Origin of the sequence: Agrilactobacillus yilanensis, assembly GCF_003946725.1 — a bacterium.
Lineage (GTDB): Bacteria > Bacillota > Bacilli > Lactobacillales > Lactobacillaceae > Agrilactobacillus > Agrilactobacillus yilanensis.
Genome location: NZ_RHOY01000001.1, coordinates 132,751 through 146,906, shown reverse-complemented (window position 1 = coordinate 146,906; position 14,156 = coordinate 132,751). Strand labels below are relative to the sequence as shown.

Annotated in this window: 15 protein-coding genes; all 15 read left to right on the top strand. The window is 37.9% G+C overall.

Features of this window, described 5'->3' with window-relative positions:
* Window positions 1-171: 171 nt before the first annotated feature.
* The 15 genes from EKM93_RS00695 (at window position 172) to EKM93_RS00625 (ending at window position 14,150) form a co-directional block, all read left to right on the top strand.
* Entirely contained in the window at window positions 172-1,335 is a 1,164-nt protein-coding gene (locus EKM93_RS00695) for a PDZ domain-containing protein (protein WP_125712028.1), read from the top strand.
* Window position 1,336: 1 nt separating this feature from the next.
* Complete coding sequence (locus EKM93_RS00690; RefSeq protein ID WP_125712026.1) at window positions 1,337-2,065, top strand: response regulator transcription factor; 729 nt, start codon at window positions 1,337-1,339, stop codon at window positions 2,063-2,065.
* Window positions 2,040-3,707 carry a two-component system histidine kinase PnpS gene (gene pnpS / locus EKM93_RS00685; protein WP_125712024.1) on the top strand — a complete coding sequence of 556 codons (1,668 nt, stop codon included), beginning with the start codon at window positions 2,040-2,042 and terminating at the stop codon, window positions 3,705-3,707. The genes EKM93_RS00690 and pnpS overlap by 26 nt, the downstream gene beginning before the upstream one ends.
* 83 nt (window positions 3,708-3,790) lie before the next feature.
* Complete coding sequence (locus EKM93_RS00680) at window positions 3,791-4,654, top strand: phosphate ABC transporter substrate-binding protein PstS family protein (protein WP_125712022.1); 864 nt, start codon at window positions 3,791-3,793, stop codon at window positions 4,652-4,654.
* 12 nt (window positions 4,655-4,666) lie between these two features.
* Window positions 4,667-5,587 carry a phosphate ABC transporter permease subunit PstC gene (pstC, locus tag EKM93_RS00675; RefSeq protein ID WP_125712020.1) on the top strand — a complete coding sequence of 307 codons (921 nt, stop codon included), beginning with the start codon at window positions 4,667-4,669 and terminating at the stop codon, window positions 5,585-5,587.
* 1 nt (window position 5,588) lies between these two features.
* Window positions 5,589-6,476: a phosphate ABC transporter permease PstA gene (pstA, locus tag EKM93_RS00670; protein ID WP_125712018.1), complete on the top strand. Its 888-nt coding sequence runs from the start codon at window positions 5,589-5,591 to the stop codon at window positions 6,474-6,476.
* A gap of 12 nt (window positions 6,477-6,488) precedes the next feature.
* Window positions 6,489-7,298, top strand: a complete 810-nt coding sequence (gene pstB, locus EKM93_RS00665; RefSeq protein ID WP_125712016.1) for a phosphate ABC transporter ATP-binding protein PstB — start codon at window positions 6,489-6,491, stop codon at window positions 7,296-7,298.
* Window positions 7,299-7,310: 12 nt separating this feature from the next.
* Window positions 7,311-8,078 carry a phosphate ABC transporter ATP-binding protein PstB gene (gene pstB / locus EKM93_RS00660; RefSeq protein WP_125712014.1) on the top strand — a complete coding sequence of 256 codons (768 nt, stop codon included), beginning with the start codon at window positions 7,311-7,313 and terminating at the stop codon, window positions 8,076-8,078.
* A 15-nt stretch (window positions 8,079-8,093) separates the two neighbouring features.
* Window positions 8,094-8,768, top strand: a complete 675-nt coding sequence (phoU, locus tag EKM93_RS00655) for a phosphate signaling complex protein PhoU (RefSeq protein WP_125712012.1) — start codon at window positions 8,094-8,096, stop codon at window positions 8,766-8,768.
* A 233-nt stretch (window positions 8,769-9,001) separates the two neighbouring features.
* The gene (liaX, locus tag EKM93_RS00650; protein ID WP_125712010.1) at window positions 9,002-10,438 is read left to right on the top strand and encodes a daptomycin-sensing surface protein LiaX; all 1,437 of its coding nucleotides are present in this window, start codon (window positions 9,002-9,004) and stop codon (window positions 10,436-10,438) included.
* A gap of 24 nt (window positions 10,439-10,462) precedes the next feature.
* Complete coding sequence (locus EKM93_RS00645) at window positions 10,463-10,762, top strand: PspC domain-containing protein (protein ID WP_125712008.1); 300 nt, start codon at window positions 10,463-10,465, stop codon at window positions 10,760-10,762.
* Window positions 10,762-11,070: a hypothetical protein gene (locus EKM93_RS00640; RefSeq protein ID WP_125712006.1), complete on the top strand. Its 309-nt coding sequence runs from the start codon at window positions 10,762-10,764 to the stop codon at window positions 11,068-11,070. The genes EKM93_RS00645 and EKM93_RS00640 overlap by 1 nt, the downstream gene beginning before the upstream one ends.
* A 224-nt stretch (window positions 11,071-11,294) precedes the next feature.
* Complete coding sequence (gene hprK / locus EKM93_RS00635; protein WP_125712004.1) at window positions 11,295-12,242, top strand: HPr(Ser) kinase/phosphatase; 948 nt, start codon at window positions 11,295-11,297, stop codon at window positions 12,240-12,242.
* Window positions 12,243-12,257: 15 nt separating this feature from the next.
* Complete coding sequence (gene lgt / locus EKM93_RS00630) at window positions 12,258-13,100, top strand: prolipoprotein diacylglyceryl transferase (RefSeq protein WP_225423591.1); 843 nt, start codon at window positions 12,258-12,260, stop codon at window positions 13,098-13,100.
* Window positions 13,101-13,118: 18 nt separating this feature from the next.
* The gene (locus tag EKM93_RS00625) at window positions 13,119-14,150 is read left to right on the top strand and encodes an NAD(P)H-dependent glycerol-3-phosphate dehydrogenase (RefSeq protein ID WP_125712002.1); all 1,032 of its coding nucleotides are present in this window, start codon (window positions 13,119-13,121) and stop codon (window positions 14,148-14,150) included.
* Window positions 14,151-14,156 lie beyond the last annotated feature (6 nt).

Sequence of the window (14,156 nt, the reverse complement as noted above, 5' to 3'; positions counted from 1 at the left end):
GTCTAGTGTAAAATAGCAGTGTCAAAGTAAAACACGGTATAATCAGCAGTCATTTTTAAGCCTTTTTTATTCAAAAATTTACACAAGTTATACTTACATTTTACAAAAGAACGCCTACATTTAAGGCGCTACATGGTATACTAAGGTTAACAACAACATGAGGTATTCGTTTTGTTCAAATTAATTACTTTCTTTTTACTGAACCCTATTTTCTGGCTGGCGTTGCTAACGAGTTTTTTTATTAGTTATCAACGTATTTTTTCAGAAAGGAAACAATTTTCGATTGCAATTGACAACCACTATTCAGAAATTTTAGTTTTTCTGAAACGTGGTTTATTTATGGGCTTAATCTGTTCTGTTGCGACGTTATTACTTGGCGTTACAGTGAATCTGACTTGGCTCAGTTGGTACGTCTTATTGACAATAGTGGGCTTAGCCTTATCGTTTTGGTTTTGGGATAGCGGCCTATTACTGGTACTAGTCAGTCTCTGTGCATTACTATGGCCCAGATTCATGTGGCATTGGGGTCCCTTTAGCGGTCTTTCCGCTAAAATAGGACAGCAGACACTAGCCAGTAGCTTAGTTATTTTGAGCTTGGCACTTTTAAGTATCGGACTGCTTTTAGCCCGGCCGTCTCAAACCATTATCAGTCCTAAGATCAGAGTTTCAAAACGTGGTATCCGAACAGCGTCTTACCATATTCGCCGGCTTTATTTATTGCCATTAGTCTTATTGATACCCGGGGATAATTTACCAACACTTTTTGGTCTTTGGCCATTTTTTAATATTGGCGCCCACCGATTTACGATTCTCGTACTGCCGTTAATTTTAGGTTTGAATATACACTTAAAGAAACGACTACCAACAGAGCTTAAACAGTTGCGATATAGTTATTTTGTCGCTGGCGGTTTAATCTTCATTTTAGCGGTATTGGCTAAGTTTTTGCACAGTACGTTGGTTTTAGCTTTAGTGGCGGTAATTATTATATTAGGTTTAAAACTGTATCGTCTGCATTTTTTGCATAGCGGTCAAGCCTATTTGGTAGAACCGAGCAAGGGAATTCAAGTGTTGGCCGTGCAAAAAGATACACCAGCACAAAAAGCAGGCCTTGTTCCAGGGGATGTCGTACTTTCCGTTAACGACCAGCCGATTAGTTCACAGATACAATTTTATGAAATGACACAAGTCAGCAGCACGTTTGTTAAATTTAGGGTTCAAACTTTGCACAAAGACATTAAACTTGCTGAAACGGCGATTTATAAAGATTCGCCGCATGAATTAGGTTTAGTCACATTTCCCGATCGGAATAATCAGGAGACTAGAAGGGGTTTTTAGCTTGGATAAAATTTTAGTTGTTGATGACGAACCAGCTATTTTGACACTTTTGAAATATAATCTTGTACAAGAAGGGTATCAAGTCATCAGTGCCCAAGATGGACAGGAAGCTTTAGAGCTAGCATTGAATGAAAAATTTGACTTTATTATTTTAGACTTAATGTTGCCCCATGTGGATGGACTGGAGATTACGCGACGTTTACGTATAGAAAAAATTAGAACACCAATCATGATTTTAACGGCTAAAGATAGTGAAACCGATAAAATTGTTGGTTTAGAGATTGGGGCAGATGATTACGTTACAAAACCATTTAGCCCTAGGGAAATTATCGCACGCATCAAAGCAATTAAGCGCCGTCTATCTGATGAAGCGCCAAAGGTACCAGCTAAGGAAACACAGCAAGGTCACTTGACTTTAGGCCATTTGATGATTGATCAAGAACGAATGATTGCCAATCAAAACGGCCGTGATCTAATGCTGACACCTAAAGAATATAAATTATTGGCTTACTTCATGAGTCATCCTGGTCGAGTTTTAAGTAGAGAAGCCTTATTAAATGGGGTTTGGGGCTTTGATTATCCTGCTGAAACTCGAATGGTAGACATTCAAATCAGTCATTTACGAGATAAAATAGAATTAGATCCAAAAAATCCTGAACTGATCAAAACCATCCGTGGTTTTGGCTATAAATTGGAGGTTAATCATGAATCGCCGCACACCACTAGCTAAAGTATCACTTGCCGTATTTGTGGCCATTTTAATTTATATCGTGGCTATTTTTGTAACAAACACCGTGGTACAAAATCAACAAGAACAGTATTTAAAGCGAGAAGCTCAAAATTATGAATTGTTGTCTGATGAAAAAACCGATGTTAATGATTGGCTCAGCCATAGCAAAATTACTGTGGTGACTCATCAAAATAACGCCAGTTCCAATTTTAAAACAGCAACGCAAGATATAATTAGTCACGGTCTTGTAAATAAAAACAAGCCATTTGCGAAACAGACCATCAGCGGGGATGTTTATTTAGCCTATGCTGATTACACTGAAGTTGGCAACCCTACTATTTTCTATATGGAAAAAAATAGTATTTGGAGTTTTATGCCTGCAGCATTTTGGTTATTGACAGCTGTTTATTTCTTAATGATCCTAGGGTTATTAATCGCTGCACAAAGACGTCGTAAAGCATTAAGAGAGACATTAGATACATTGATTCAAAACGTTCATCGGATTCGTCATAAAGATAATCCAGAACCATTAATTTTAGATTTAGACAACGTTTTATATCCCTTGTCTGAAGAAGTCAACAAGTTGGATCGTGACGTGGCACATTTGAATGAAAAAATTGCAGCACGGACAGAGAGTTTCAGTCGGTTGATTGATCATTTACCAATGGGCGTAATGCTTTTGGATATGGATGGTAATGTTCAATTGTTAAATCAGTCCATGTGCGACTTATTGAATATAGAAGATACAAGTTTGCCGCATCCCTTTATTGACGATGTCAAAACTTATAAGTTAAGCCAGATGATTGAACATACGATTCGAAGTCAGCGCAATCATCACGGCGAAGTTCAATTAGTACAGCAGTCCGTCCGTTACGTAGATGCGAATGTTATTCAGTTAGGACAAGACCGGGTTAAACCACAAGTCCTAGTGTTACTTTATGATTTGACAGATATTCGCCGTATTGAACAGATGCAGCTTGATTTTGTCGGTAACGTTAGTCATGAATTAAAAACACCGGTCACGGCAATTAGTGGCTTTGCTGAGACATTAATGCAACAGGCAGATATGTCTGAAGAAGATCGAAATGAATTTATTCGAATTATTTACAATGAAAGTAATCGTTTAAACCAGTTGATTCAAGATATTTTAGAATTGTCTAAATTAGACGAGCATTTTAATATCAAGCCAGCGGAAATTAACGTTAAAGAAAGTATCCAACGAACTTTAAACAGCTTAAAACCGGCTATTGATAAACGACAACTAGAGATTGATTTGAACGGTAAAGACGATGTCAAATTGACGATTGATCCAGTTCAGTTTGAACAAGTTATTAAAAACCTACTTTCAAACGCGATTTATTACAACAAACCTGAAGGTAAAATTGCGATCAACTTTGCGGAAGGTACTGAAAATATTCATATTTCCATTGCAGATACAGGGGTTGGCTTGAAAGAAGACGCGCAGACACGAATCTTCGAACGTTTTTACAGAGTTGATAAATCTAGATCTTATAACAATGGCGGTACTGGCTTAGGTTTATCTATTGTAAAAGAGATTGTCGATAATTACGGTGGTGCTTTGGCGGTTACTAGTCAATACGGTGTGGGCAGTACGTTTAGTATTAAATTACCAAAAGCATAATTTACACTTTTTTTACAAACGTCGGGCCGTAAATTTACATTGGTCGAGTACAATATGTTATTGTGCTTACGGAGGTAAATAATTTGAAAAAACGTATCTTTATACTGTTGGGTTTAGTATTTTTAGGTTTACCATTAACGGCTTGTCAGGCGAATAGTACTGATGGGCAATCAATCACCGCCGTTGGGTCCTCTGCGTTACAACCATTAGTTGAAGCAGTGGGTGAAGATTATACAGAAGCAAACTCTGGCAATTTTATTAATGTTCAGGGCGGTGGTACTGGGACGGGTCTGAGTCAAATCCAAGAAGGCGCTGTCGATATTGGTAACTCAGATCTTTACGCAGAACAAAAAAAGGGTATAGACGCTAAAAAATTAACTGATCATAAGGTGGCTGTTGTTGGCATTACGCCAGTTATTAATAAGTCTTTGAAAATTAATAATTTGACGACGAAACAGCTTATCGGTATTTTTACAGGCGAAATCACCAATTGGCAGCAAATCGGCGGTCCTAATGTACCTGTTGTTGTAATTAATCGAGCACAGGGTTCAGGTACACGGGTAACATTCGAACGCTGGGCTTTGGAAAATAGAACCGTACTCCAAACACAAGAACAAGATTCAACGGGGATGGTACGACAAATTGTCGCCAGCACACCCGGTGCAATCAGCTATATGGCTTTTGCTTATGTTGATAACTCAATCAAAACAATTTCAATAGACGGTGTTCAACCGACTAATAAAAATGTTCAATCTGATAAATGGAAAATCTGGTCTTATGAACACATGTATACCAAGGGAGAACCTACCGGACTTACTAAGACGTTCATTAATCATATGCTGAGTGACGATGTTCAGAATAATATCGTTAGTAAATTAGGATATATTCCGATCAATCAGATGGAAGTTACACGTCACTTGAATGATGAACTGCAAGTAAGTAAGTAGGAGGCGACTAAAATGAATGATGAAATTAAAGAAAAGCTTTTAAAAAAATCACGGGCCACTAGAAGCGAGTTTCGAGGCAGAATAATCAGCTTCGTATGTACCGCGATTATTGTAACAGTCGTTGTCTCAATCTTTTATTTTGTAGCTTCTAAAGGTCTCGCAACTTTTTTCTCAAATAAAGTTAATCTGTGGGATTTCTTATCTAAAACAATCTGGAATCCAGGTAGTACAGATAGTCATGGCAGCCCACAAGCAGGGGCTTTACCAATGATTGTCGGTTCCTTTGCGGTAACTATTTTATCGGCGGTTATTGCAACGCCTTTTGCAATTGCAACAGCTGTTTTTATGACAGAAATTTCACCTAATAAAGGGTATAAAATTTTACAACCCGTCACAGAATTATTGGTGGGTATTCCATCTGTAGTTTATGGTTTTATTGGTCTATCTGTTGTTGTACCTTTTGTACGGCATACTTTTGGTGGTACTGGTTTTGGTATCTTAGCAGGGACCTTTGTTTTGTTCGTTATGATTTTACCTACCGTAACCTCAATGTCTGTTGATGCATTACGTGCAGTACCAAGATATTATAGAGAAGCTTCATTAGCTTTAGGCGCAACACGCTGGCAGACAATCTATAAAGTTGTCTTAAGATCTTCTGCACCAGGACTAGCTACAGCGGTTGTGTTTGGGATGTCTCGTGCATTCGGTGAAGCTCTTGCAGTTCAGATGGTTATCGGGAATGCAGCCTTATTACCACATAACTTAGTTTCACCAGCGTCTACTTTGACCAGTGTCTTAACAATGGGCATGGGGAACACAGTTATGGGTTCAGCGGCTAATAACGCCCTTTGGTCTTTGGCATTGTTACTATTGTTGATGTCGCTAGTCTTTAATTTAGTAATCAATAAGATTGCCAAGAGGGGGAAATTCTAATATGGATTCGAAAAAATGGGATAAAATCGCCACGGGCGTCTTATACTTTATTGCCGGTGTAATGATTTTAATTTTAGCCTTTTTATTGATTTTCATTCTATGGAATGGCTTACCTCACGTTAGTTGGCATTTCTTAACATCACCAGCTAAGAGCTTTCAAAGTGGTGGTGGTATTGGGATTCAGCTATTTAACTCATTTTATTTACTGATTTTATCAATGCTGATCTCAATTCCAATTTCAATCGGGGCGGGTATTTATTTGTCAGAATATGCTAAAAAGAATTGGCTGACAAATTTAGTTAGAACGTCCATTGATATTTTAAGTTCATTACCTTCAATTGTTGTTGGTTTGTTTGGCTTCTTAGTATTCTCAATAAGCGCTGGTTTGGGTTTTTCAATTCTTTCTGGGGCATTGGCTTTAACAGTTTTTAATTTACCACTGTTAACACGTAACGTTGAAGAATCATTACGCTCTATTTCTGGCTCCCAAAGAGAAGCTGGTTTGGCATTAGGATTATCTAAATGGGAAACTGTTTTGAAAATCATTATTCCAGAAGCTTTGCCGGGGATCATCACCGGGATGATTCTTGGGGCTGGACGGGTGTTTGGGGAAGCCGCTGCGTTAATTTATACAGCAGGCCAAAGTGCACCACCATTAGATTTTACAAATTGGAATCCATTTTATATCGCCAGTCCGTTAAACCCGTTGAGACCTGCCGAAACTTTAGCAGTCCATATCTGGAAAATTAACTCAGAAGGTATTATGCCTGATGCCAGCCAAGTATCTGCAGGTGCATCAGCAGTATTAATTATTGCGGTATTAATTTTTAATTTTGGTGCCCGTTATGTCGGGAATCATATTTATCGTAAAATGACCGGAACTAAGTAATAGGAGAAGCTTATGCAAAATTACGCAAGTGAAGACAGGTATATTAAAGAACTAGATCCTAAAAAACATGAAATTGCATTATCTACTGAAGATTTACATGTTTTTTACGGTACCTCAGAAGCGATTCATGGTGTATCGTTACCATTTGAGCGCTTTAAAATCACTGCTTTGATTGGGGCTTCTGGTTCTGGTAAATCCACTTATTTACGCAGTTTGAATCGGATGAATGATAATATCGAAGGTACAAGAGTTGATGGTAAAATCATGTACCGTGACATTGACATTAACGGTAAGGGTGTTAATGTTTATGAAATGCGTAAACATATTGGTATGGTATTTCAACGGCCAAATCCATTTTCTAAGTCTATTTATGATAATATTACATTTGCACCGAAACGTAATGGTATCAAGAATAAAAAAGTGCTAGATGAACTGGTTGAGACGACTCTAAAACAAGCAGCGTTATGGGATCAAGTTAAAGATCAATTAGATCAAAGCGCGTTAGCCTTATCCGGTGGGCAGCAGCAACGGCTTTGCATTGCCCGGGCAATCGCAATGAAACCAGATATTTTATTGTTGGACGAACCAGCCAGTGCACTAGATCCGATTTCAACTTCTACAGTAGAAGACACGCTATTATCATTAAAAGATCACTACACGATCATTATTGTGACACATAATATGCAACAGGCTGGTAGAATTAGTGATTATACAGCATTTTTCCATTTAGGTAACGTTTTGGAGTATGATATCACAAGTAACGTATTTCAACGGCCTAAAATTCAAGCTACTGAAGATTACGTTTCTGGACGTTTCGGATAAGGAGGGGTTAACTTGGCTGACGAAAGAAAAGAAATTATCTCGGCAACAGACGTTCATCTTTTCTACGGACGTAACGAAGCATTAAAGGGCATCACAATGGACTTTCGTGAAAATGAGATTACAGCGTTGATTGGCCCTTCTGGATGTGGTAAATCTACGTTTTTAAGAACACTAAATCGGATGAATGATCTAATCCCGTCTGTAACAATCACGGGAACTGTAATGTTGCATGATAAAAATATTTATGCACCTTCGACAGATACAGTAGCACTTCGTAAAGAAGTAGGCATGGTATTCCAGCAGCCTAACCCATTTCCGTTTTCAATTTATGATAATGTTATTTATGGGTTGCGATTAGCAGGCGTTCGAGATCGCCGAATTTTAGATGAAGCGGTAGAAACAAGTTTGCGTCAGGCAGCTATTTGGGATACAGTTAAGGATAAACTCAGTGAGAGTGCACTCTCGTTGTCAGGCGGACAGCAGCAACGGGTATGTATTGCCAGAGTATTAGCGGTAAAACCAGATGTTATTTTGTTGGATGAACCAACCAGTGCCTTAGATCCAATTTCTAGTGGCCAAATTGAAAATATGCTATTAGAATTAAAGGATGAATATACGATTATATTGGTGACACACAATATGCAGCAGGCGTCTCGTATTTCGGATAGAACCGCCTTTTTCTTACAGGGTGATTTAATTGAGTACGCGGATACACGGACAATTTTCTTGAATCCGAAAGAAAAAGAGACGGAAGACTACATTTCAGGTCGTTTTGGGTAGAGGGGGCATTATTGAATGCGACAAATTTTTGAAGATGAATTAAACGAATTGCACGTACGTTTTTCAGAAATGGGTATGATGGTTAATGAGGCTATCTACAAATCTGTACGGGCATTTATCGATCACGATAAAAACTTAGCTCGAGAAGTTATCGAAAGTGATAAACAGATTAACAAGCGTGAAGTTGATTTAGAACAACGCTCTTTTGAAATGATTGCCTTGCAGCAACCAGTCACTTCAGATCTGAGAATGATCGTTACGGTGATGAAAGCTAGTTCTGATTTGGAACGTATGGGTGATCACGCCGTAAGTATCGGGAAATCTACAATTCGGGTTAAAGGTAATCGCCGAGTGCCAGCAATTGAAAAAGATATTGCGGATATGGCAGAAGTTGTTAAGAAGATGGGTGAAGCTATCTTAGACGCTTACGTTAAAGAAGACGAGACTAGAGCTTTAGAGATTGCAAATATTGATCGAGAAATTGATCGATATTCAGATAAAATTTATAAGGCTTGTGTTCAAGAAACGCAGCATGATCCAAGCACAGTTGTGGGCAATATGGATTATTTGTTGGTTGCTTCATATTTGGAACGTATTGGGGATTATGTTACAAATATTTGTGAATGGATCGTTTACTTGAAGACAGGTAAAATCGTTGAATTAAATACGAATCTCAACGAAACGCTATAATTTAAGTTATTAATCATTAAAAACAAGGTCAATCATTAGGTTAATATTTCTAGATGGTTATAATCTGGAAATAATGCCTAACTGTTTGGACCTTGTTTTTTTGTACTTAGAAGGATTTAAGCTCATATACCTAATTTAAAATCAACCTTTGGCCCTATGCATTTATTTGGCTGAACCTTCATAATAAAGGAGTAATGAAATACGAGATAGTAATTTAATGGAGGCTATTCCCTATGAATGAAAGACAAAGAATTCTTGACCTAGTTAAAAAAGGCATTATTTCTTCTGAAGAGGCCTTAGTATTGTTAGAAAATCTAGAAAAAAACGGCACAGATGATAATCTTGCGGCTGACTCAGTTGAAGAAGTTACGGATAGTGATGAAAATAAAGAAGAATACAACCACTTGAATGATTTAAAGCTGAAACGTACAGAACTAGATGAACAATTGAATTCGATCAACCATCAAATTCAAGCTGCTAAGGAACAAATTACAGTTTTAGATACAATGGAAGATCTTGAAGGTTTGACAGATAACAAGATTGAGGAACGCACAAATCTGAAGCAACGAGTTAATGATTTAAATCAAACGCGTGATAAAGTTGTCGCACAAAAACACGAAATTACTGAAAAGATCAAAGATTTACAAGCTGATTTAGGTGAAGATCCAGACTATTCTTTCGAAGATTTTTCTGAAAATTGGAAACAAAATGCGGGTAGTACTTTATCTGAATTTACAAAACGAATTACAGATGCCAGCAGTCAAGTAGGTTCTTTTGTTAAGGATTCAGTTAGCACATTGATGGACAATGTAGATTGGAAAGATATCAATGTTAAGGTGCCTGGCTTGGCAACAGCTGACTTTGAACATCAATTCTTATATGAAAATAACCATGCAAAATTAGTTGATATTAAAGTAGCGAATGGTTCTGTGAAAATTGAACCTTCTGAAAATGACAATATCGCTGTTGAAGCAAAAGTAAAATTATTTGGCACAATGAGTGAAGAAACACCGTTTGATGCTTTCTTAAGCCGGTCAAATATTGATGTTTCTGAAGACAGATTTGTATTCCAAGTACCTAATAAACGGGTCAAGGCTGATTTGACAATTTATTTACCAAAACATAGCTATGAACATGTTAGTGTTAAAATGTTAAATGGTAATTTGAAAGTTAATGATTTGAATAGCAGTGATTTTTATGCCAAAACAGCGAATGGTAATTTGAAGTTTAACAATACAGCTTTAACATATCTAGAAGCTGAAAATGTTAACGGAGACGTGATTGTTAAAGGCGGTCGAGTTGTGGACAGTGTTTTAGCAACGGTTAACGGCAATGTTGTTATTTCAGCAGATATGCATACGGGCCAATTCACAACGGTTAACGGTGAAGTCCGGGGTACAGTTTTAAATGATGAATTGCATAAATTTGTTGCCAATTCAGTGAATGGCAATGTGAAATTAGCAGTACCACAAACTTTACCATTACGAGTGACTGCTAAGACACGCTTCAGCCAAGTTAAAAATCGGTTGAGCAATGTAAATTATGGTGAATCTGATGAAGGCAATTTGAAGTATGCGACTTTAGAAAGAGGCAACCAAGAAGATCCAGCGATTATTACGTTGGCAACAACAGCTGGTAATGTTTTATTAAAAGATACAAACAACGATTAGTTTGATACTTTGGAGGAATTTACTATGGCAAAGAAAAAATTAGCAAAGTCTAATAATGCCGTATTTGCAGGTGTATTAGGTGGTATTGCAGAATATTTTGGTTGGGATCCGACGGTTGTTAGAATTATTTTCGTAGTGATTTCATTCTTCTCAACCGGTTTTCCAGGAATCTTGGTTTATCTAATTTTGATGTTAGTTATGCCGGATGCTTCTTCAAGAGCATATAGCTCAAATAATAATAGTAGCAGTAGTTCTAAGAAACGGCCTCGAAAAGACGTCACTGATTCGTCTCGTAAAGACAGTGATGATTGGAGTGAGTTTTAATGTTAACTTGTTTAGTGCTCTTGTTACTAGTACCTTTGTTTATCGTCTTAGTGGTCGCAATTTTATTTGGTTTCGGAGCACTGTTGTTAACGTTACTGCGCTTTGTTTTACCGGTAATTATCATCGCTGGTATCCTCTGGCTAATTTGTAGTCGTGGGACACGTCGTCGTCAGCACTATGAACGTGAGGCACAACGACACCACCATCGACAAGCTAGAGAGCAGATGCGTTCTAGCAGTCGCCAAACACGTAAGGATATTACGGACCAAACGACACACAAAGATGATGATAATTGGAATGATTTTTAAGTTAAGTTACATCAATTCTCTGGGTGATGATACTAAAACACTCAGTTCATATAATTTAATTTAGTTTTTTTCTAAAAAACCTAGCTTAATTTTGATAGAAGATAGGTACAGTATAAAACTTAATAAAGAGTCTTCTGAAAATCTGAATATGGATTGACGGAAGGCTTTTTTTATAGCATTATAGCTATAACAGAGCTATAAAAAAGTTGAGGGGTAAACGTACATTGACTGATAAAGTAAGCGTTGCACAATTAGCAAAAGCAACTAATTTGACGATTTATTCTGGTGAGGACTATTTAGATAAAAGATTTGTTACGATTAGTGATATTTCTCGACCAGGCCTAGAATTAACCGGATATTTCAAATTTTATCCAAAAGAACGGATTCAGTTATTTGGTATGACTGAAATTTCGTTTTCTAATAATATGACGAGTGAAGAGCGATTGGTTGTTTTAACGCAGATGGCTAGTCCGGAAACACCGATGTTTTTAGTTTCTAGAGAATTAGATATTCCAAAAGAAATGGTTCAAGCTTGTGAAAAGAATCATGTCCCAATTTTACGCTCTAAACTGCCAACAACGCGTTTGGCAAGCTTACTGACTGAATACTTGGATCAGCAATTGGCAAAGCGGCAATCTATTCATGGCGTTTTAGTGGATATCTATGGGGTCGGCGTAATGATTACAGGAGACTCCGGTGTTGGTAAAAGTGAAACCGCTTTGGAACTGGTTCAACGGGGGCATCGTTTAATTGCTGATGATCGGGTAGATGTATACCAGCAAGATGAGCAAACGGTTATCGGAGAGGCACCTTTGATTCTACGGCATCTATTAGAAATCCGAGGCATTGGAATTATTGATATCATGAATTTGTTTGGTGCGGGTGCTGTCCGTGAGTTTACACCAATCGACTTGATTGTACATTTGGAGAATTGGTCTCCGGATAAGAGTTACGATCGCTTAGGTTCTGGTGAGCAGCAGCAGCAGATTTTTGATGTTGCGGTTCCTAAAATCACAGTACCGGTTAAAGTTGGTCGGAATTTAGCCATTATTATTGAAGTGGCGGCGATGAATTTTAGAGCGAAATCTATGGGTTATGATGCAACTAAGGTTTTTGAAGCAAATTTAAATAAGTTAATCGAGCAAAATGGTGTTGATGAACCAAATGCTTAGTTAGAGAGGCAAATTTTGGCAAATTTTGTTTTAGGCGCAATTAATCCAGTAGCCTTTCAGTTAGGGCCGTTTAGCGTTCGCTGGTATGGTTTAATCATCACAGCAGGGGTCGTGCTTGCGGCTATCTTAACGATGCGTGAGGCACCTAGACGTCAAATTATGGCGGATGATATTGTCGATTTAATTTTGTGGATGTTGCCAATTTCTTTCATTGGCGCTCGGCTTTATTACGTGGCTTTTGAGTGGCGTTATTATTCACAGAACTTAGGCGATATTATTAAAATTTGGAATGGCGGGATTGCCATTTATGGTGGTTTAATTGCTGCAGTATTGGTAATTATTGTCTTTTGCCACAACCGAATGATTCCGGTTTGGCTGTTATTAGATATTTTGGCACCAGCTGTTTTAATCGCTCAATCGCTAGGTCGATGGGGCAATTTTATGAATCAAGAGGCTTTTGGCGGTAAAGTAACTTTAGATTTTCTACAGAATTTACACTTGCCTAAATTTATAATTGATCAGATGTGGATTCAGGGTGCTTATCGGCAACCGACATTTTTGTATGAATCTTTGTGGACGTTACTGGGCTTTATCATCATCATGTCTTTACGACACCGGGTACATTTATTTAAACAAGGTGAGGTCGTTTTAAGCTATGTGATTTGGTATGGCCTGGGTCGCAGTGTTATTGAAGGTTTGCGAACGGATAGTCTGATGTTAGGGCCGATTCGAGTTTCGCAAATGTTATCTATTATTTTAGTGCTCATTGCCATTATTTTGGTAATTTATCGGAGACGTTTTAGAAAAGTACCTTGGTATTTAGATGGTAGCGGTTTAAAATATCCTTATGAACGTTAAGAAGGGAATTCAATTGAGATGCATAAAATAGCGGTTCTAGGTTCAGGCTCTTGGGGCACGGTCTTAGCGAATTTATTAGTCGAAAACGGGCATGATGTTACGGTTTGGGGGCGTGCTGAAAAAGAAGTTGCAGAAATTAATGATCAGCATACAAATACCCACTACTTACCAAATATCCAATTAAGGTCAGCGTTAAAGGCTACGACTTCATTGAAAATAGCCTTAACGAATAGTGATGCTGTTTTGTTTGTAGTGCCAACTAAAGCGATTCGTTCAGTGGCAAAACAAGTCAGTGCGCAGTTAGCTAAATTACAGACTAAACCGTTGATTATTTCGGCTACGAAAGGCTTAGAGCAAGTTACAGATTTAAGAATTTCGGAAGTTTTAGCAGAAGAGATTCCTGTGGCTTTGCGGCAGCCAATTGTGATTTTATCCGGTCCTAGTCACGCTGAAGAAGTTATCAAAGATGACATTACGACTTTGGCGGTGGCTTCGACAGATGAGTTGGCTTCAAAACAAGTTCAAGATATTTTTATGAATGATCATTTTAGAGTTTATACAAACACGGATGTTATTGGCGTTGAAGTCGGGGCTGCGTTAAAAAATGTGATTGCGATTGGCGCTGGGGCCGTTCACGGCTTAGATTATGGTGATAATGCCAAGGCAGCTTTGATGACTAGAGGTTTAGCGGAAATTACCCGAATGGGTGTTGCTTTAGGTGCAGATCCATTAACGTTCAGTGGTCTATCCGGTTTAGGGGATCTAATTGTAACTTGTACTAGTGTCCATTCTCGAAATTGGCGTGCAGGGGATGCATTAGGTCAAGGTAAGAAATTAAAAGATATTTTGGAAAATATGGGTATGGCTGTTGAAGGTGTTTATACGGCGAAAACAGCGCATGATTTATCTATTAAAGAAAATATTGATATGCCAATTTCTGAAGCAATTTATCGGGTTTTATATGAAGATAAAGATATTCAGGCTGAAGTAAATAATATGATGAAACGTAAGGGCAAATCAGAAAATGAATTGATGCGGCCACGTTTTTAGGAGCGA